Genomic DNA, 22544 nt, shown 5'->3' with positions numbered 1-22544 from the left:
CCTATTATTGTTTGTTTATATACATATTCATTCCTTACCAAATATCCGGGTTACGAAAGGCAAACACTGATAAAGAGCCGAGTGCCAATATTCCCAATCATGTCCTCCATCGCGCACCCTGAACTGGCAAGGTATACCGGCATTACGCATTGCCTGGTAGAACTCTATATTACGATCAAGCAAGAAATCATCATCTCCACAATCTACAAACCAGGCCACATTGCGTAAATCAGCCTTACGGGCCTCATCAGCTTCGGTCACATATTTCACACAGCTATTTTCAATAACACTACGAGTCAGTATCGCTATTTTAGAATTCGGATCATCAGCAGACACTGCTCCCTGCTCAGGAATAGACATCAGAGCACTCATCGCATAGACTGCACAAAACATATCACTATGGCGCTGACCATAGTTAGTAGCTCCGCCACCTCCCATCGACAAGCCAGCAATGGCACGATGCTGTCTATCACCTATCACCCTGTATTCTTTCTCTATATAGGGCAAGAATTCCGTATAAAAGAATGTCTCATATTTCCAACCGGGCATATCAAAATATCCGTTCCATTCCATATGTATATTACCACCGGCATTCGGAGTAACAATAATCATCTCGCATGCTTCTCCACTGGCTACAAGGCGATCCATCACATCTTTTACATGACCACGTTCGGCCCAGACAGGATTGGTCTCCCACATACCATGCAATAGATATAGGACCGGATATTTTTTCTCTTTATTCTGTTCAAAACTCTTTGGCAGAAAAACTGTATAAGCACGCTTTGAATTTAATACTTTACTAAAAAGAGTGTCCGTGACTACTTTACTCTGGAAATTCCAAGGTGCATTTTGTGCATAACCGGATAGTATATACATCATTACAGCCAACCATAAAATTATCTTCTTCATCATATCTTTTATTTAAAGTTTATCAGACTATTCATTTGTATCTGCAAAAATAAGGCATGAATCTGAGCATCGCTTTACAATTTTAGACATTTAAATATCAATATTAGATAATACTTAGTCAATCAAGCTTAGGGACAAGATTAAAAGCAGTCAACTAATATCAGGGAACTACACTATATACTCAATCTTTTCTCATCGGAGTGAGAATAAATTCTCATCATAGTGAGAAAAAACTCTCTCCACGATGAGAAAAGATTCTCGCTTAAGTGAGAAAAAGATAAGCTTACGAGAGAAAATCAGTTTGCCAAAGTTATACAGTTTATCACAATCGGTTTCCCGCCTGTTGACCAAAAACCTGCAATGTAAAGATGCGAAGGATCAATCTTTCCTCCGTTCTTATCTTTCATATTGTTCAGCTCCACTACAACCTTACGCGAAGATCCGAAATCATACGTAGCAGGCTCACTCCAATAATTGTTTATATCAAACAGACGGAACGAAACACCACTTTCATTATCATTACCCAATTCTACGGTCACAGTCTTATATCCCGACAAATCAAGTCCACTATCATATTGCCACCCTCCGAAACCATACTGTCCCGTCACCAGTGTGCGGGTGTTTTCGTCGAACGTGCCTTTCTCCCATATAGAAGGATTGAAGACATCTGCCGTCAGTGAGAAAGGAGAAATTACCGTAACCTGCAATGTCAGTTGCTTACTGACTCCGGCAGCCGATTGATATGTAACGGTTACCGTAGCTTCACCTGGTGCCACAGCTACTAATTTGGCTACCTGTTCTACTTTCAGCACGTTCGTATCTGAACTGTTGACAGTCGCTTCCGCAGTCACCATCCGTACCGTTCCATCAGAATAAACAGCTTTCACTTTGAGATAATTCGTACCACCCATTTGCAGACGAAGATTTCCTTCCTGTCCCATCAACTCCAGTTTCTCCAATTCCCCATTCACTACTACCCCATCAGCATATTCTTTAAACCAATGGTACATCGCCCAAGGACAGGCTTCGGGATCATTGAGAAAAGTATAGTTGCCCGGTTCACCCGGCACATCCTTGAATGCCGCCAGTTCATGGGATCTGGTGGTGAAAAACAACCAGGAAACATTGCCTGAATTATCGGCTATATATTTGAAGTTGGCGCCAAAGCCTTCAGCACCTGCCGTCCCTGTAATACTTTTACCCCAAGTGGCATCATATTTCTTCGGAGCCCAGTCTATTTCAGTCACCATGATAGGAGCGAAAGCCGCCACAGGACCTACTTGCGCATCCCACCCCCGCTGAAAAGCTTCGTAACCTCCCCCTGTGGAAGAGCCGATTCCTTCGCCGCTGTCCTGCTCGGCATCGCTACCGTACCAACCGGGATAACAGTGAACGGCAAAGCCTATGTTCTCCCCTTCGATACGGTGAGTAGCATATCCGGCGTAAGATGACTGATAAGCCAGTCCCGGCACCCAAACAATGTTGCGACAATTAGTACGTATCTTGTCTACTATAGCCTGAAAGTAGAGTTGGAGGTTCTTGAAATGACCGTCACCGCTACTGCCGTATGTTCCGTCAGTACCTTTTATTCTGACAGGTTCATTGGCAAGCTCAAACATAACATCCGTATTATTTTTCAGTTTAGGATGTTGCGAAACAATATCCCACACTTTGAGCAAAAACTGCTGATAAGTGTCTCCTATTTCTATACCTTGATAGGGAACATCAGCCGGACAGACTCCGGGCGGACGCATCACCACATACATTCCCTTGGAAATAAAGTATTCTGCCATCGGCACAAACAACTCTTCAAGATACTTCTGAAAACGGGTTTCGGAGAACCGTTCATGTCCTTCATATCTCACGGACTGCATGGAGGGGTCATCACTCCAATACGGGTCGAGGTGCATCCGCACGAAATTAAACTTCCATCCGGCAGCCACAATGCCGTCTACCATACTCTTATTATACCTGAGGCATGCCTGCACGTCGTAGTTACCCCACGCATTATTATTGAAGAAAGGGCTGTAGGTTTGCGTAAAGCCATGCAGATTGACTATTTCTCCCTTTTCATTTTTAAGATAGCGCCCCTCTACACGCAATATCGGCAACTTGACTTCAGCAGGAGTCTCAGGTTCCGGATCCGGTTCGACTGGTTTCTCCAGTTCCGGCTTCTCCGGCTGCACAGGAATAGTGTCATCCGAACAAGCCGCCAAAGACATCCCTAATACCAGTGTTAACAAATAAATTATTTTTTTCATATCATTCTTCATTATTTTAGGGGGAGTGAATCAGTAGTTTACAAGGGGACAAGGTTCCATGCGGCATAGAAGTATTATACAGCCCCTCGTTCCCTTGTTTCCTTCTTTTCCGTTTCAAATGTAACAGATGCAATGAAATAATCTGTATCTTTATGTTACATACTTGTTCACTGACGTTACATTTTTAATTGAAAGCCTAAACAGACTTATTTATTATAATATTACCAATAACGAACAAAGCTATAGGTATAAATATCATCTCCTGTAATAGTTCCTTCATACAATTTATAGCCTTTTATATCACCATGATAATAAACTAATGGATATATTTTTCATTGTTATTCGATTTTTATTAAAACAATAAAGGCAGCGGTTTCACACTATGCCCCGCTGCCTTTTCTTATAAAACTCTATTATTTTCCAGCCAAACCATCAGCAAAACCTGCATAGGTATGCTTACGGCTGTAGTTAGAATCCCATAAACCTACGGGTTCACCACCACGCCAACCTGAATCAACAGGAGCATCAGTAGCACACCACTGAGTGATACCATACTGCTGAGCAGCAGGAATTATTTCGAAGTACTTTTTCACGATGAACTTATAATATTCTGCCATCGCTTTATGCTGAGCTTCGGTCATATTCTCTGTCTTCACACTGGTACCGTTCTCGTCTATATAGCCCATATCAAGTTCAGTTATCTTCACGAGCTTGCCACTCTCAGCCAATATTTCGAACATCTTCACCACATGATCTTCCTTGCTCTTTTGTTTAGCAGCATTAGCATAGCAACTCACGTGCATCTGTGTACCGATACCGTCAATCTTCGTCACGCCATCAGCTTCCCATTTTTTAATCCAGTGTACCAGACTCTTAACCTTCTTATTGTCGTCCCAGTCAGATTCCAGATTATAATCGTTGACGAAGAGTTTCAAAGGATTAACACCACCGTTCTCGGCATAATACTTACGGGCAGCGGCTACAACAATGCGCACATAGTCTTCGTTGCCCAAGTAGTCTTGCCAATAGAAGTTATTCTTGATATCTTCTGCAGAAGCTGTTTTAGCAGACTGCAAAAGATAGAATCCTTCTCCGTCATCACCGCCTCCGGAAATAGCTTCGTTCACAACATCCCACGCAGTCACATAACCACCAGTAGCTTCCATCATACCTTCTATCCAGTTGTTCATGGCCCATGTAAGGGTATCTTTCTTTTCTTCGGGAGTCAATTCAATACTTGTCTGATTAGAAGAATATCCCTCACCTTCAGCAGATAACGTTTGATAACCATCCCAACTTGTCCACCCCGCGATCGACTGGTTTTCAAAGTTAGTAGTATAAATTTCCGATGTTCCATCAGAGAACACTACATTATCAATATAAATAGTTCCTACAAAATCACCAAAATTAAAGGTAAACTTATCTACTTGGTCAAACCCCGGCGTAAATGCAAAACTTACATCTGTCCATTCTGTACCAATATCAAATCCACCTGGATAACCTTGAGAGCCAACGCTGGTAGACTGCAAAAATATAGTACAATTGTATACATCAGTTGCTTTAACCTTGGCCGTAAAGGTATATGCCTTTCCTCCTGTCAACGGTGCAGCAAATTGATACCACACTTGTGAACCGTAATTATTGCCTTTCTTTTCCGTATTAGTCATAGTCAAACAAAAACCAGCATTATCGTTGCCTTCCTTCCCTATTTCATAGGTATATGTACCCATCCAACTTGGCTTTGTCCAATGGGATAAATCGCCTGTATCGAACGTACCGTCTACAATAAGATTTTCGCCATCAGCAGAAGTCAATGTCACATCATCAAAACAGAGTTCCCCTTGGAACGGACCGAAACAAAAGCGCAAGCGATTGATAGGCATACTTGCTGTAAACGTAATTGAAGTCTCTTCCCATTTTTCACCAGCAGAAAAAGAAGGCAAGTATTGTGTATCACCATCAATAACACCAGGCCAAAAGTTATAGTCTACATTAGAAGTAGCTTTAGCTTTCATTGAAATCACATATTCTTTGCCTACTTCAAGCGGCGTACTTAAATCATAATAAATTTCTGCTTCCCAAGGGTCTTTTCCCGCATTCGGTACTGTAATATGCAAGAAATTGTTAGCAGCGTTTGGATCAACAGGCAAAGGTATCGGAGCAATCAATCCGTTTAGATACTTATTATTCTGCTGCGCATGCCAAGCCAGCGTATGTCCGTAAATAGTGATTCCGGCAGCTTTTGCTTCCTCTACAAACTTCGCCACTGTGCTGAAGCTCATTGTTCCGTCATTAGCCACACACGAAGCGTACTTCATGGCATTACCCGCCGTCATCTCATCGAAATTGGATATGGCCATAGTACGCACCATTTCTCCTTTCAGAAAATCACTCGCCGACAGCGCAATTCCCAACTTAAAGTCGGGACTTGCACTTCGGTCTATATATGTTTTCAATGCATCGTAAGCATTGAGATATTCATATTGGGCTATACTTTCCGGCTTCTCAGTCTTGAAGTCAACGAATTGGTCATCGGCACAAGAGGCAAGCGATAGCAATAAACCCAAGGATAATGAGTATTTAATTGTTTTCATTGTATAATCATTTATTAACATATTTCTTATTCTTTTCGTCAATATGCAATCAAGGGTAACGATAAGTGGTAAATGTGAAACTTCTATAATTCACCACATTATTCGAACCGGTACCATTCTTCAACAATACACGTATGGTTACACTTCTGGGTGTACCGTTCAAGCTCAGATAACGCTCATTATGCAATCCTGAATATTGCAAAGAAACCTCCGAACCATCCGAAGAATAAGCTTCCCATTCATAATGCAATGAACTATCCGGCACGTCCATTACGATACGGACAAATCCGGACAAGGCATTCAGATACATCTGATTACCTAAATCAGCCGTTATTGGAGGTGTATAAGGGTCAGATAGCACTGCGGTATAACTTCCCGTGATATTGACAGTCGGTCCGCTTTGTGCCCAAAGCAGAAGAGGAAGACATAAAAATATAGATATTAATATTTTTTTCATGATTGAATATTTTTAGTTATTATCCAACATTATGTTAATTGGTCGTTTAAACGTTTCCGTTCAATTGGCGCGATACTTAGGGACAAAAGTTTCTATCTTGTTTGTTCCACGAGTCTGTAATACCAATGTATCTTTCGTAGCCACCTTTTTTATGCCAAAGTCTACACTATAATCCAGGTAGATAGCATCCCGGTCTTTACCACCCCAGGCTTTTTTCTCTCCATTTTCCACAAATTTCCCGGAACCTGTAGCTGTTATTCCTGTGGTACCTGAGACAATGGTACACTCATCGTTGTCATTAAATGTCAACAGTAAATCGCACTTCATCGTTGTTCCATCAACCTCTTTTGTACTAACAGGAAAAACAGCAGTCTTCAACGAACGAGTAGTAATATCACAGACTTCATCCTTTTCCACAGATTGAGCATGACGCACAACGGTAGTTGTAGTTCCACTTTCTGTTACCTGATCTATACCGCGGCGCAAATACGAAGCATGCCATGGATTCATATATTTCACACAATAAAGCACATAGTCTTGGGGCTGCACACTCCAATAATCCGAATTGGGACGTGCCGGCGCATCACCTTCAATCAAAGGAGTACCTGTCAATATGCGGTCGGCACCAGTCTGCTTCTTCATCACCACGGGAATCACATAATTATTACTCAAGGCTTTTTCGTCAGCAAAGAAAGCATCGGTAAGTTGCACCTCCACATTCCCCCAGTGGTCACCATTATATTTAATTTTATCACCAGCCAACGTATAATATGTGGAAGGCATAGGTAATACAGGTGAACCATCTTCAAAAAAGAGGTTATCACAAAGTGTATTATCCACAGCAATATCTATAGTGATATTTCTTCCACCGTATGCCCCTCCCATTGTTGCATAAATGGCACACTTGTGCTGACGGTCAGCCGAATTATCTACTACCGGGTCATTGCCCAATACAATAGTACGCACCGGATATTGATAAGCAAAATATACACTCACACCACCCTCATAATCGGGAAAAGAGTTACTTGCATTCTCACATGAAGAGAAAGCAAATGACATGGCACTCCCCAACATTACAGATAATAATTTATAGATTTTCATTTCCATATTCTTTTGCATTTTATAATTATGTGATTACCATCCTTTGTTCTGTTGCAGATTACTCCACTTCAACATCTCACCATAAGGTATAGGTCCGTAATTCATATACTCCTTGTAGTTTCTATTTTCTACATCAATTACGGTATAGCTCAGGCTTTCGCCCACTTTGTCAATTCGTATTCCCTTAGCAGTTTCTGCCAATGGCATTTGCCAACGACGAATATCCCAAAAACGCTTATTTTCGAAACAAAGCTCAATGCGACGTTCGTTACGGATAAGTTGAGTCATCTTTTCCTTATCTCCCTTGATACTCTCCAGATAAGCGTCGCCGTTATTGGTTCCTACACCACCACGAGCACGAATAGCCTTAACTACGTCATAAGCACTATAGGTATTACTACCTTTGCCCATTGGTCCCCAAGCATCGTTGGCTGCTTCAGCATAAGCCAGAAATATTTCCGTATAACGGATACGAACAGGAATATGAAACTTGGCATTAAGTGAACTCGGATTGGCATTACAATCTTCACGCAACAGCTTACGTAGATAGTAGCCCGTACGAGTAGAGGTACTCAATTGATTCAAGTTATTATCTTGTTTGTTGTCTGCATCAGGATAAGTACCTGTGATAATGGCTTTTTCCTTAAATGTAGCTCCATTGAATAAAATATATTTTGCTAAACGTGGATCACGATTTTCATAAGGAGCGTTTTCCGAATAACTGCTGTTAGCTTTGTCTGCAACAGGATAACCGTTAACCATAGGGAAAGCATCCACTAAATTTTGCGTAGGATTAATACGCCCGCTACCATAGAGTGTAGGAGGAAAGTTATCTTTCTCCTGCTTAATACCTATATCCCAATCTTCCGTTCCATTGCTCTTATTTCCTCTCCAAAGGATTTCAGCGGGCACTTCTCCTGAACCAAGATTATCAAGATCACTTGTATTCATATACCAAGTGTTACCCGTCGGATCAAGACCAGATACACCACCAATACGATTCAATACAGTAGCAGCATAGCTTGCAGCAGTTTCAGAAGTCACACCTGAACCTTCCCGGTAAGCCGGACTTGCAGCAAGCAAAGCTACCTGTGCCTTTATGGCTTCAGCTATTCTGGCAGTAATACGTCCGCGTTGATAAGTTCCAAAAACAAGATTATAATTACCCATCTTTGCACCGATTTCTTTGTATTTTGCAGGCACCTCAGCATCACTTTTTATATTTTCGTAATCAACAGGCAATAATTCAACTGCTTTATTTAAGTCAGTAAATACCTGCTCTACACATGCACTGAAAGAAGCACGGGGCTGATTGAAATCAGAGTTGTTATCTTCCGGTTCCAGAAGTATCGGCACACCCAATAACTGTCCATCTGCCGTCCAACCTCCATGAGCCATCAGAAGATAGTAATAATTCAAGGCACGCAAGGCATAAGCTTCTCCGCTGAGTTTGTCAATAAACATCTTATTCGTCACCTCATTCTCAGCCCAACTCACCTGTTCTGCGATACCCAAAAATGTATTGAGATATTGTATAACCGCCTTACGAGCTTGCCACTGCTCCATCGGATTATTATTCGACGCCCATGAGCCAAGAGCCATTTTTGAATAACCACTCTCTTTATCATTGGTCACCGCATCGTCTGTAGCTACATCACTTACACTAGAATTGTCATACGGCAGCATAGCATAACCATACCCCAAAAGTCCCACAGCATAATTAGGATCTGAAAGCATCTCCTCAACACCGCGATTGTTCTCCTTAGCAGGTTCGAACATATCCTCGCAAGCAGAAAAAGTTGCCAGTAGTACCGTAGTTAATATAATATTTCTTAGTTTCATTTTTATCATAATTTTAGATTAGAACACAGCTTTCACACCAATATTATAGAATCTGCTTTGCGGAGCACTGCCCACATTCATCTCCATATGCTTACGTTCTTTCGAAATAGTCAACAGGTTTGCACCACTTACGTAAGCAGATAGTTCGTTGATGAAAGTGTTGCGCAAAACACGTTTCGGCAGATCGTAAGTAATCTGTACTTTCGCCAGATCGAAACGGTCAGTCTTGTACAACCAATAATCCGAAGCACGGAAGTTATTGCTTGAACTTCTGGCAGACAAACGGGGATAAGTGGCCGTGGCTGCTGTTTCAGGAGTCCAACGGTTGCGAACTATGGCTGAGTATTTATCATCGCCATCCACCCAATAATATGAACTATTTTTCAATCCGTAAGCACCGAAGTTACCGGTACCCAACACAAAGAAAGTCAAGCTTTTCCATTTGGCAGTAAAATTAATACCGAGTGTAAAGGGCGCACCATACCAACCGCCTTTACCCAAGAAGACTTCATCCTTATCATCAATTACGTTATCTCCATTCTGGTCCACATACTTGATGTCACCAGGTTGAACCGTACTACCCAATTTCTGCTCAGGGCTACTCTCGATTTCTTCCTTACTTTGGAATAATCCGGCACTCTGAAGTCCCCAGACACCATCAACAGATCTTCCTTCACGATAACGATAGGTATCATCATAGATTTCATCACGCTTAGTAATCTTAGTATCATAATATGTGCCTGCCACACCCAGAGACAAGTCTACATTTCCAAAGCGCTTGTTAGCATTTATATTGAAATCAAAGCCTACACGCTTGTTATTGTTATAGTTCAGTACAGCCATAAATGACGCTGCAGGATATCCTGTATTCAAATGAGACGGATAGAAAGTAGGTTGATTGATCAAATATCCCTCCATAGAGTTGATGAAGAATGAAGCATCGGCTGTAATCAATCTGTTCCAAAGCGAAGTTTTCAGGTTTGCAGAAAACTCCTTGCGCTTGATGAACGAAAGATCACTGTTCTGACCTCTGGTAGAAATAGTATATTTACCGGCCGGACCGTCATACCATGCATAACCATCGTTCTGAGTCCATACCGATTCATAGAGATAAAACTCATTATCACCCATCACCAAGTCAATGTCCTGATTGAGGATACTGCCCGATACGCTCAGTAATAAATCATCTACCACCGGAGAATCCTTCAGGAAATTTTCATTGCTTAAGCGCCAGCCTAATGTCACTGAAGGAGAGAGGGCTTGACGATGCCCTTTAGCAAGCTTAGCGGAATGAATCAATGCCGTACCAAAATCAGCATAATAGCGCTGCTGATAGTTATAGCCCGCCTGCAATGCCAGATTGGCGTTGCTAATACGATGATACTGTGCAGAAACCGTTTGCTGATAACCATTGGCTATAAGCATGGCTGACACATTATGATCCTTATTGAAAGTATTCTGATAATTGAACTGCCCAGTGAATGCAATCGTTTGCTTATCTGTACTTCCACCTACATTTTGAGTACCCGGTCTTTCATCATTCCCCTCCTTGCTGAGTGCCACTATAACGTCTTTGCCGCCATAGTTGGACCAAGTAGGAACAAACACTGCATATTTATTATCAAAGGAAGTTGAGTAAGAAGTGGCATAATCTACAGCAAACATGGCATTAAATGAAAGCCCCTTCAAGACTTGATTAAGGTTAACATCAACACCTGCATCAAACTGAAACTGACGGCTCGTCCACTTACTGCTTCCGGCAGCATAGCTGTCAGCAAAAGCATTAGTAGAATTAGCTTGTGTACCAGCCAGAAAATACTTTCCATCAATAATATTACCAGTAGTACTCAGTAGTTCCCAAGCAGCCGTAGCATTGGGATCAATCATATCCAGCGGAATGAGCGGAGCTGCATTTTCAGGAAAATTAGGACGTGCAGTCGATGCAACGTTCCAATAATCACCTTTTGCACTTTTCGAGTCGTAGAACGTGGCATTGGCGTTGATGTAGGCATTGATAAAACTATTGATGTTTACATCTACATTACCACGTACATTAAAACGGTCTGTCCTATTATTTTTGGCTTCACCAAAGTCAAGAAAATCACCGTTGCTATAATAACTCACATTACTATAGAAACGTGCACGCTTGCCACCACCAGTAATCTCGGCAGTCACTTCCGAACGATTATATGCTTTCTTCACATAATCAGAAGAGTAGTAGTTCATGTTCGGATAACGATATGGATTCAACCCTGAACTATGATTGTAAATCTGCTCGGCCGTATAACGAAGATTCGCACTGGGATCGTCATTCAAAAGGGCTTCATTGTAAAGAGTCATATACTCTGCCGAACCCAAGTATTCCGGAAAAGCCTTCGCTACATGAAATCCGGTATTAGCTCTGACACTGACATTTAGTCCCTCTACATTACCACGTTTTGTAGTAATCACCACCGCACCTTTAGCAGCTTTGCTACCATAAAGAACTACAGCTTGGGCACCTTTTAAAAATGAAATCTGTGCTATTTCAGACGGCATAACATTGTTTGCATCACGAGGCACACCATCTACCAAAACCAAATAACCGGCATTGTCACCATCCATTCCCCACAATGAGTTACCATTCCAACCGCCTACATAGCCCTGCATATTATCCAGGCTGTAAGTATTATAATTCTTCTTCGTTAGTTCCTCCACATTGACTACAGAAACACCACCCAAAAGGTCCTTTTGAGCTACCTTACGAAAGGCCACCTGTACCATCGGGTCTTTTTCACTTACCAATGAATCGGTTTCATTCCAGTCTGTGGCCTGCGCACTGACAAACATCGGAGAAACAGCCAGCATAGCACAAAGAATGAATTTTGCTTGTATATATTTCATTGTTTATTCATTTATTATTAAACATACTTTTTAGTCCTCCACGATTACCAGCCAGGATTCTGTCCGAACTCAGGATAAAGATAAACATCATCATCAGGTAAGGGGAACCAATAATGCTTCGTACCGTATATGCGCTTCACAATCAGTTCATGACGGTAGTTAGCCACTTCAGCTTCCGCAGGATCATTATTTTTATAGAAATCTGCACTCTCTACCCGATCGAATTCTACAGAATATTTCTCGGTATAAGGTGACTCGGTCAGCAACAGCCAACGTTGCAGATCATTGAAGCGGAAACCTTCCATAGAAAGTTCTACAGCACGTTCACGACGAATCTCGTCCATAAATTTCTTGCTGTCTGCAATATAGGATGAATGTACTTCCTCAGCACCACAACGGGCACGGATCTTATTGATTGCGTCGAGCGAAGTAAGCGTACAGTTATCAGACTTGGCAGATGAACCACCAAAAGCAGCACAACTTTCGGCATACATCAGGTAAATGTCTGCCAAACGCATGTAGGACAAATAGGTATGTAAGTTACTACCCCAATCATATTCCTTGTCACCTTCATTGCAAGTGTGAGGAACCAGTTTCTGGAAGAAATAGCCGGTACGACTTCCCAGATCGGCTGAACGCATATCCGCTCCCGTATAAAGTTCACAATAAGCATAAGGTTTTTGTGCATCTGACAACTTATCTTCTGCCAAAACATAGTGGAAACCATCGAACACGACGTCGTGGTAGAAACGCGGGTCTCTATTCTTGAATGGATGTCTCTTATCAAATCCAGATTGCGGATCGTCGAGAGGAAGCCCATTAGCCATACCATACATTTCTACAAGATTGGCTGTAGGCAGGTGTATAATTTTGTCATGAGCAACAAGACCTGCTACTTTCGGACCCCATAACTTCGTCATATTCCAGTTACTACCATTATAATCCGCAGAAGGACCACGGAAAATAGCTTCGACTGAGCCCGGCATCAACCAGTTCTGACGACGGGTATAGAAAAGGTCAGAATAGCTATTCGAGGCACCTTTTGCCTTCTCGTGATCATATATATTACTATAGTTAAACTCAACAAGAGCATATTGCGTCTGACCACTTTCTACCAAAGTCAGCAATTCACCGAACGCTTGCGCAGCTTTCTTACAATAGTTTTCATCATAATTGTAAGTTTGGGTACCTCCTAACTGTGCACCGTTCTTCATCAAGGGACTTCCTGCCCACAGATAATTCTTACCCAAATAGCCCAATGCCATAATTTTATTAATACGTAGTTGATTCTTACCTTCTGTAGCCTTACCCGCACTGGTCTTATCCCAATCCACCGGTAATAGATCGGCAGCACGACGGAAATCCTCCGCAACTTTATCAGCACACTCCTGATAAGTCAATCGCGGCAAATTCAGCTCTTGCGTAGCATCAAATACCTGGTCAACGTAAGGCAATCCTCCCCAAAAAGTCATCAACTCAAAATGCCACCATGCACGAAAGAAATAAAGTTGGCCTGCAATCAAGTCCTTTTCTTCCTGCGTACCCACCAGTTTGTCCAAATTAGCAAGACCTACATTAGCCTTGCGAATGCAATACCAGGAATGCGGCCATAAAGAATGCTGAAACTTATCAGTAGAAGCAGGATTGCTAGGATTTCTATACAACCAACATTGTCCATTACTTTGCCAAGCACGTAAATTACCTAAGTCGGCTTGATGCGTCATGTGGGCATCTCCCATGGAATTGAAGAGTTCATCATCGCCCCAGTTCCAGGAAGTACAATAGTTACATTTCTCCTTATCAGGAATACAGTTATAGATTTCTTCTATAAATCCTTGAAAATTACGGAAATTCTTAAATGCATCTTCTTCAGATACAGTCGATTCAGGACTTTTATCCAAATAGTCTTCGCAAGACGTCATGCCGAGCCCCACTGCAAGAGCCAAAAGGCCTGAACATAAAAGAGTCTTATATGTATATTTCATCTTGTTCATTATTATAATGTAAATTTAATACCTAAGTTATAACGTTTCACTGTGGGATAAGCTCCCAGATAACCAGCTCCGGAGAGGTTAGCTTCACGGTCATCCGGCATGCGAGTCCATAACCATAGATTATTACCATTGACATAAATTTTCAGGTTACTTAATCCCATTCTCTTGATCCAGCCTTTATTCCAAGTATAAGCTATTTCAACGTTCTTCAAACGAATATAAGAACCGTCATAAAGAGATTGGGTTCCGCCGTTATAGCTCGGCGTAGAATTCCAGCGAGGTACTACCACATCGGCATTAGGAGTATTTTTTGACCACCATGTGCCAGTGTCAAACACAGTGTTCAGTTTGCTGCCAAAACTAGTAAGCCCCACATCACGGGTTACATTGTTCACACCATAGAATTGTGCAAATGCACTGAATCCTTTCCACTCAAAACCGATGGTAGCATTAAATGTATTTTCGGGCTGACTGGTGTAGCCATAAGGAGCCTGATCTTTGTTATCCACCACACCGTCGCCATTAAAATCGACAATGTAATAGTCGCCCACCAGTTTTTGAGAATCATTAGCATCATGAGCAGGGCTACCATACAATTGGTCATAGTTTTGAATGTATCCCGCATCAATATAAGAAGTATATTGACCTACCCCGAAGCCAGCTGCTTTCTGATAGGCAGGACGCATAGCTTGGTCATCTTTCACCAACACCTTATTCTTAGCATGCGTCATACTAAAGTTACCCCAAACACGCCAGTCATTACCAAAGGTCTTATTTACACGTAATTCCAATTCATATCCATTCGTACGGATTTTACCTTTGTTAACAGAAGGAGGAGTTCCTCCGAAATAAGAAGGAATGGAACGGTCGCCACCATAGACAAAGATATTGGAACGTTCATCACGGAAGAATTCCAAACTACCAGCCAGCACTCCTTCAAAAAGCGAATAGTCAACACCAATATTCAATTTTTTCACAACCTCCCATTGTATATCCTGATTACCAATAGCAGACTCACGATACCAGGTATAGATACTTTCTGTATGGTTCAGATCCATAGTAGTGTGGCCACCATAGGCCCACTGGTTCATGTACAACCACCGACGACTTGAATCAAACGGATCAGGTCCTAACTGGTCAGAACCAATTTCACCATAAGAAGCACGAACTTTCAACATGTCAATGATCTTCTTTTCACGGAAAAACTTCATGAAAGGTTCTTCACTGACCATCCAGCCAATAGCACCTGAATTAAAGAATGCAAAACGATTCTCTGGGCTGAACTTTTCAGAACCATTGTAAGCGCCATTGTATTCAATGAAATAACGGTCGGCATAGTTATAAGTAACACGGAAAGCCCAGTCTTCACGATAGGTTGGCATCACACTGCCTCGTGCATTTTCCTGACGACTAAATAATCCCATAGCCGTGACATCATGCTTACCAAAACTATGCATCCAGTTCAATTGCGCCTGATAATAAAGGTTACGAACCGTCTGGCTATTATCCACGGCACCGGGAGAAGTACTCCAATTGACTCCTTGTGTCCAGTCAAAACCATTATTTGTGTCATACGATTGTTCATATCTCACCTGACCGGTATCCGGATCAACCCACTTGCGCTGCGCACTATTAAACAAGTCATTGATACCACGATTGTTTTCAACAAATATATTATCCCAAGAAACAGTGGCCCGGGCAGAAAGTCCTTTAGTTATAAACTTCAAATCCTGCTCCAGTGTAAAGTCGGTGTTGATACGGGTAGTTGTGAGTTGCATCGTACCACCTAAAGAAATATTTTCTGCAGAGTTCGTGGTGTTTGAAACAAGTGGATACATACCCCAGCTACCATCGGAATACTGCGGTAGGAACACGTCCGGTGCAATATTGTATGCACCCGACCACTGCTGTCCAATCTGCCATTCCGAATTACCCGTATTGCTCCATGGAGCCTTACGAATAGCATTGGAGCCTGCAAGGTTCATCTTCAGTACGGTAGTCTTCGTTATATTGAAGTCCAGATTACTGCGCACATTGATACGATCGTATCCATAGCCGGAGTTGTAATCACGACCATTGTCATAAATTCTAAAGAGGTCACCCTCATGTACATAGTCGGCCGAAGCAAAATACTTCACAAACTTTGTACCACCACTAATATTAAGGTTGGCATTGTAAGACATCGTGTTATCTTTAAACAGAGCCTTCTGCCAGTCTACATTAGGATAACGTTCTCTCTGCTCAACAGTAGTCTGATTACGATAATTGTTGATGAACGATTGGGAACGGATGTATTCCCATGAATCAGGTCTCAGAGCTAATTCATGCTCAATGGCTGTATTACGAAACAACAAAGCGTCGTAAGAATCGTACTTATTGGGAAGTTTAGAGGGAGCCTTCAGAGTGGCATTGAAACCCACATCGATTTTCGCACTGCCCTCAGCACCACGTTTCGTAGTTACAAGAATTACACCATTGGCACCCTTCACACCGTAAACAGCAGTTGCGGATGCATCTTTCAAAACTGAAATAGATTGTACAGAACTGATATCCACCGAACTCATGGGACGTTCGATACCATCAACCAACACAAGCGGATCTTCATTATTATTCCAAGAACTTGCACCACGAATCGTTATTTTAGGTTCTTCTGCACCTGGCATACCTGTACCTGTGGTAGTAACCACACCCGGCAAGTTACCCGTCAGTGCCGCACCAATATCACTGATACCAGCTGCCCGTTCCAGTACTTTACCGGTAGTTTGTGTGATAGCGCCTACTACACTGGCCTTCTTCTGCTGACCATATCCTACCACAACAACCTCTTCCAGTTGCTGTGAGTCATCTTCTAAAGTGACCTTCAAAATCTTCTGACCTGTAATTCTGACTTCCTGCGATTTCATTCCTATAAATGAAACTACAAGAATTACTTTGTCATCAGGAACAGTCAATGTAAAATTTCCATCTATATCTGATATTGTACCTATTGAAGTATTGTTTTTTACAACGACGGAAGCCCCAATTACCGTTTCGCCATTTCCATCGACGACTGTTCCTTTTACCGTTACTCCATTTTGTGCTAAAGTCGGTAAACAACTCAATAGCAACAAAAGAATCAAGTAAGGGATCTTTTGAATTTGTTTTGTTACATTTTTCATTACCATTAGTTTAAGATATTAATAACTACATTCTCTTCATTACATTAGCTATTTAGAAATAGCTCTAACTGTCATCATACATGCATTTCATAATTACATCGGTCTTTTAAGATTAATAATTCCAGCGATTAGCATTTGCAATATTTTACATAGATTTGCATTCTTAGTCATATAGAAGTTAGAGACATTTCACAAACAACTACCTCAACTCTCAAAACTTCTCTCTTCTTGGCAGCAAATGTATCCAACATAAACGGAACAATTCGCACATTCATGCTACACGTTTTTTTGACAGTATTACATCTTTCTTTTTGATGTTACATTTTTTTTTGAAAGCATTACATAATAGCACATAAAACACTCATTATAAAATAGTTATATCTAAAACAAAATCTTATAAATCCGAAATATATTTTACTAAAAAAGCGACCATTCAGAGTACTTTGAAACAGGTAAAAAAAGGCTCAAAAAACGGAAGAAAAAACGGTTTGTAACGCACCGCAAAAGATATGTAACCCACTTGTTAGAGGCAAAAAAACTCCCTTGTCCTATTCATTTAGCAAAAGGGCAATTAACACATTTAAAGAAATAGATAAAAAAACACGGTTACCTATGTTAGATAACCGTGTACCTTTACTGTAAATTACAGATTAAAACCGGACGATTGGCAAACCTATAAAATCCCCATCTACTTTACTATCTCCATTTGAAACGGCGAAGCCGGAAGCCCTGCCTTATTCTTCAGGTTAGCCTCTTGGGGATTATCATCCCAAGCGTAACGAACCTTTATGGGCTGAGTAATGCCTTCACTCCAAACCACCACCTTATTGCCTTCTATAGCAGCCTTTGCCCATTTAAAACGTCCGTCTGCTCCTGCCAGTGCAAAACCTTTCAGTTGGGCTACAGGCATTAAATCATTTGTTCCTTCCTCAAAAGAGAGAATGGTCTTTTCTCCTTCAACAGATACAGATGTACATAATGGACCGCTATGAACTATATCCTTATGACCATATACCTTCTTCTTAACCTGAAGTGCCACTCTTCTTGCCAGTTCTTTCTTATTCAATGGATGAATATCATTCCACTCTCCCAAGTCTATTGCCACGACTAAAGAAGTATTAGACAACTTCAAGGTCACTTGCCGTTGAGCCTCTCGCATACCCGCCCAACCACTCTCTACAGGCTGCGGATGCGTCTGCATAAAATTGGGTAGCTGCATAATAAAGAACGGGAGATTTTCATCTGCAAACTTCACTCGCCAATCTTTTATCATTGCAGTCAATAAAGCCTCATATTCACCCGGACGTCCTGCATTTGTCTCACCCTGATACCACAAAGCTCCTTTAAAATGCAAATTTCGCAAAGGAGAAATCATGGAATTATACATGCCGGTCGGAATATTCTGAAAAGATACACCACCTCTTCCGGCAGGCATTTCACAACCTATTCTATATTTCCATTGTTCCGTCAAACGAACCGTGTCTCCGTCTATCGCCATACAATAGGGCTTGTCTTTTACAAAGCTGGGGCGACCCCCTGAATTGATAAGACGAACCGTCACCAGATTCTCACCTGCTTTCAATACCGATGCAGGAACTTTATAAATACGTGGCGGATATTGATACGAAGTAGTACCTACAAAGACACCATTCACATACACAGAGTCTGCATTCACCATACAACCCAAACGCAATACGGCATCTTTATCAGCTTGCTCAGCCGTAAGACGAATATCCTGGCGGAACCAATGTGAACCACTTACCGGATAACCATTTTTAGTACCCAATTGATAAGAAAACATATTCACTTCCTCCCAATCGGAATCATCCAATTCCGGTTCATACCACTTGACCGGAGCATGAAGTCCTTCATCCCCTTTATACAAAGAGAGATTCCAAAACCTCGACATCATACCACCTGCCTTATTCATCAAGACCTTATATTCGTCAGAATTATAAATATCCCTTTCACGCAAATTCTTTGGGAACTCCTGTAGAGCATCCTCACTCATCCAAGCCTCAATAGAACTTCCTCCCCAACTTGAATTAATAATCCCGACAGGAACTTTCGTCTCATTATACATCTCTATAGCAAAAAAATAAGGTAGTGCGGCATAAGACTGAGCAACCTCCGGATTCAAGGATGTCCAGTTCATCCGGGAAATATCTTCTTTCGGACCATGCAAATCATTACCATAGGGAGTTTTAACGTAACGGATCATTGAATTTTCGTAAACAGCCGTTTCCTTGCCAAACATATCCGCTACACGTGCCACGGTCAGTTCCATATTCGATTGCCCTGAACACAGCCACACATCCCCTACCAGGATATCTTTTACTATCACTTCATTCACCGTCATCTCATAAGGGCCGCCAGCCTTCATAGCAGGAAGCATGACCAGCCATCTGCCATTCTCATCAGCCTTTGCCGTGTATTTCTTCTTCTTAAAAGTTACCACTACATCCTCACCCGGTTCAGCTGTCCCCCATATCTTAATGGGACTTTCACGTTGCAATACCATTCCATCCGAAAGAACGGAGGGGAGTTTAACCTTAGCCTCAGCCCATACAGAACATATACAGGCCAGTACTACCAATAAAGTAAATTTGTATCTCATAATATTGTCATTTTCAACATTCCTACTCCTTTATAAAACTTTCAGGTGCTCCCAGGAAAGAAGGCTTCAAACCTCCCAAGTCAATCATTATTTTCTGCATAACAAGTGCCGGATCAAGCGGACGGATGCGCAAGGTATGCTTTTCTTTCTTATCAAGCAAATGTTTCGTTTGGGTAGTAATAATGTGCTCCGCCTGCAATCTGCCAAGTTCACCTTTATAATCACCGTTGATGTTGACTATCTGTTCGTCGCCGCCATCCAGTGAAACCGCATAACGCAATCCTTTATAATCATTGAAATTCAAAGTAGAAGAAAAACGAACGATAACTGTAGCATCCCCACTTTTCTCCGTTTCAAAATCATATTCCAAATACATATCTGCTCCCGGAACGGCTGTGGCAGGTAAAGTAGTGACAGCAGACAACGTACGTCCCAGATTTGGAATTGTAACCCAATTAGCAGATATACTGTTAGCTGAACGGGTATAATGTTCCGCTTCAATAGATACATATCCATCCTTTTCTACAAATACAGGTGGTGCAGGGGCAATACGAGGTTCCGGAACAAAAGTAACTTTAGGCATAATATTATGTTTCGGATCATTCCAGGATTTATATCCAATATGTGTCTGATCCATGATATGATTCCATTTGCCACCACTCATTATATGGTTATAGTGATAAGTCAATACAGAATCACGTTCAAAACATGCACGTGCCTTATCAGCCCATTTATTGGCTTGCACATCATTGGCCTCTACCAGTTTACGATTCATCGCTACGGCATAATACATATCATATAGGTTGGAACATGCTTGTATCGGGAAAAGTACCAATTGATCAAAAGCATCCCGATACTCAGCAGGCATCAGATAATAAATTTTCAAGGCATCCAGGCATAATGCGGCATACTCATCTTTTACACTCTGCCATTCATTATAATTTTCCAGGCTGTAAGTCCTGTCATCCAACATTTCCGGAGTCACCCTACGATTATATTTAGTATAAGTATCAATCAGACGGGCTGACTCTTCGGCATAGTTTCCACCAAACTGCTGACGACAGAAATCTATTGTATGCTGGAACAGATTATTTTCGTTGAAACGTTGCGGATTCCAGGCCATATCCAGGAAGAAAGTGATCGGATACTCCATTGGTTTCAGATCGCCCACATTCACCACCCACAGTTCACGTACACCATAGTCATAAGTCAGAGTCATCTGCTCCCATGTACGCTGTATCTGGGTGATATTTATCCATTTAGAGTTGCGGGGAGCTCCTACATAATCGAAATGATAATACATGCCATAACCACCCTTGCGGGGCTTAGCTTTCAAGTCGGGCAATTTACGTACATTCCCCCAGTTATCATCACAGAGCAGTAGTGTTACGTCGTCAGGTACTCGCATACCTTTATCATAATAATCCTGTACTTCCTTATAAAGTGCCCACACCTGTGGAGTTTCTTTCGCCTTCTTACCAGTAACTTTTTCTATAATCTTCCGCTGATCTTTCACAATATTCTGTAACAGGGAAATATTTGCATCTTCACTCATCGGTTCATCACCATCACCACGCATAGCAAGAGTTATCACCGCTTCCCAATCTTTACAGCGTTCCATACCTTTCTGCCAGAAGTCACGCAATACGGCAGCATTTGTGTTATAGTTCCATTCCCCTGTTCCACGACGTTTCCAGTCTTTCTGAGCTTGTCCCATCGGTTCATGGTGAGAGGTACTCATTACAATTCCCATTTCATTGGCCAACGGACCATTCATCGGATCATCATCATAGAAGGCACTATTCCACATAGCAGGCCACATAAAGTTTCCTTTCAAGCGAAGCACCAATTCGAATACAGTTTCATAGAATTTACTGTTAAAACCACCGAAAGTAGCACTGGCCCATCCACCCAAAGAAGGCCATTCATCATTCAGGAAAATACCGCGATACTTCACAGCAGGCTCACCATCTGTATAAATTCCTTCCTTGATAGATATAACATCATGTTTTTCTACCGGTACATCCGCCCAGAAATACCAGGGAGATACTCCCATCTGCCGGGCAAGTTCATAAATGCCATAAATAGTACCACGTTTATCACTACCGGCAATCACCACCGCTTCTTCTACCCCGTCTATGGGATTCTTCACAGTCTGTAGAATATATTTTTCACGTTTACCCTGCAAATCAGCCGCATTGATCTTCCCGGACTGCAACAATTGTTTAATCCAAGAACTATTTTCTATAGAACCGACAATCAGCATACGCCTCCCGGATGCAGAGTTAATAATTTCAGGGGTAACACCCGTTACCTTACCCGCATCTGTCTGTAAATTTACTACGGCACGCACTACGCCCTTATCTTCCTGCGGATCTATCAATATGGGATAAGCTTTTCCCTGCTGTATCCAGACAAAACCACTCCCCTCATTTGCAACAAACCGTTCTGCCGCAGATAATGGCTGTAATAGCACTAAACTCATCAAGCAATAGATAACCCAACTAATTTTTGTTTTCATGGTATGATACTTTTTAATTAATTTCTGTCTTGTACAAAAATAGTCTATTACAATCTATTTTCTTATTCCGCATGTTCCCACTTACTATAGTCGATGTTACATCCGGCATTTTCATGTTACATAAATTTCCATTCATGTAACATCCGCCCTGCAAACAACCATAATTACAAAAAAACAATCCGCACCTTGTGATTTTCCTCGTTCTTC

At 41.7% G+C, this 22544-nt stretch carries 11 protein-coding genes; all 11 read right to left on the bottom strand.

Features of this window, described 5'->3' with window-relative positions:
- Positions 1 to 27 precede the first annotated feature (27 nt).
- Entirely contained in the window at positions 28 to 909 is an 882-nt protein-coding gene (locus DWW10_RS02625; RefSeq protein WP_022394419.1) for an alpha/beta hydrolase, read from the bottom strand.
- Positions 910 to 1205: 296 nt separating this feature from the next.
- Complete coding sequence (locus tag DWW10_RS02620) at positions 1206 to 3170, bottom strand: cellulase family glycosylhydrolase (RefSeq protein WP_409012344.1); 1965 nt, start codon at positions 3168 to 3170, stop codon at positions 1206 to 1208.
- 413 nt (positions 3171 to 3583) lie between these two features.
- Positions 3584 to 5764 (bottom strand): endo-1,4-beta-xylanase, encoded by a 2181-nt coding sequence (locus DWW10_RS02615; protein WP_118421162.1) that lies wholly within the window; start codon positions 5762 to 5764, stop codon positions 3584 to 3586.
- Positions 5765 to 5813: 49 nt separating this feature from the next.
- The gene (locus DWW10_RS02610) at positions 5814 to 6221 is read right to left on the bottom strand and encodes a hypothetical protein (protein WP_022394423.1); all 408 of its coding nucleotides are present in this window, start codon (positions 6219 to 6221) and stop codon (positions 5814 to 5816) included.
- A gap of 60 nt (positions 6222 to 6281) precedes the next feature.
- Complete coding sequence (locus DWW10_RS02605) at positions 6282 to 7328, bottom strand: DUF5627 domain-containing protein (protein ID WP_022394424.1); 1047 nt, start codon at positions 7326 to 7328, stop codon at positions 6282 to 6284.
- A gap of 27 nt (positions 7329 to 7355) precedes the next feature.
- Positions 7356 to 9164, bottom strand: a complete 1809-nt coding sequence (locus tag DWW10_RS02600) for a RagB/SusD family nutrient uptake outer membrane protein (RefSeq protein WP_022394425.1) — start codon at positions 9162 to 9164, stop codon at positions 7356 to 7358.
- 18 nt (positions 9165 to 9182) lie between these two features.
- Positions 9183 to 12047 carry a SusC/RagA family TonB-linked outer membrane protein gene (locus DWW10_RS02595; RefSeq protein WP_022394426.1) on the bottom strand — a complete coding sequence of 955 codons (2865 nt, stop codon included), beginning with the start codon at positions 12045 to 12047 and terminating at the stop codon, positions 9183 to 9185.
- 44 nt (positions 12048 to 12091) lie between these two features.
- Entirely contained in the window at positions 12092 to 14032 is a 1941-nt protein-coding gene (locus DWW10_RS02590; RefSeq protein WP_022394427.1) for a RagB/SusD family nutrient uptake outer membrane protein, read from the bottom strand.
- Between the two features lie 11 nt (positions 14033 to 14043).
- Positions 14044 to 17205: a SusC/RagA family TonB-linked outer membrane protein gene (locus DWW10_RS02585; RefSeq protein ID WP_022394428.1), complete on the bottom strand. Its 3162-nt coding sequence runs from the start codon at positions 17203 to 17205 to the stop codon at positions 14044 to 14046.
- Between the two features lie 682 nt (positions 17206 to 17887).
- Positions 17888 to 19816, bottom strand: coding sequence for a sialate O-acetylesterase (locus DWW10_RS02580; protein WP_022394430.1), 1929 nt, complete (start codon positions 19814 to 19816; stop codon positions 17888 to 17890).
- A 22-nt stretch (positions 19817 to 19838) separates the two neighbouring features.
- Positions 19839 to 22337: a glycosyl hydrolase 115 family protein gene (locus DWW10_RS02575; RefSeq protein ID WP_022394431.1), complete on the bottom strand. Its 2499-nt coding sequence runs from the start codon at positions 22335 to 22337 to the stop codon at positions 19839 to 19841.
- Between the last annotated feature and the right edge of the window lie 207 nt (positions 22338 to 22544).

It is taken from the genome of Bacteroides intestinalis, from assembly GCF_003464595.1.
GTDB classification, from domain to species: domain Bacteria; phylum Bacteroidota; class Bacteroidia; order Bacteroidales; family Bacteroidaceae; genus Bacteroides; species Bacteroides intestinalis_A.
The sequence above is the reverse complement of the archived record's forward strand: the minus strand, read 5'-3'. Positions and strand labels throughout refer to the sequence as shown.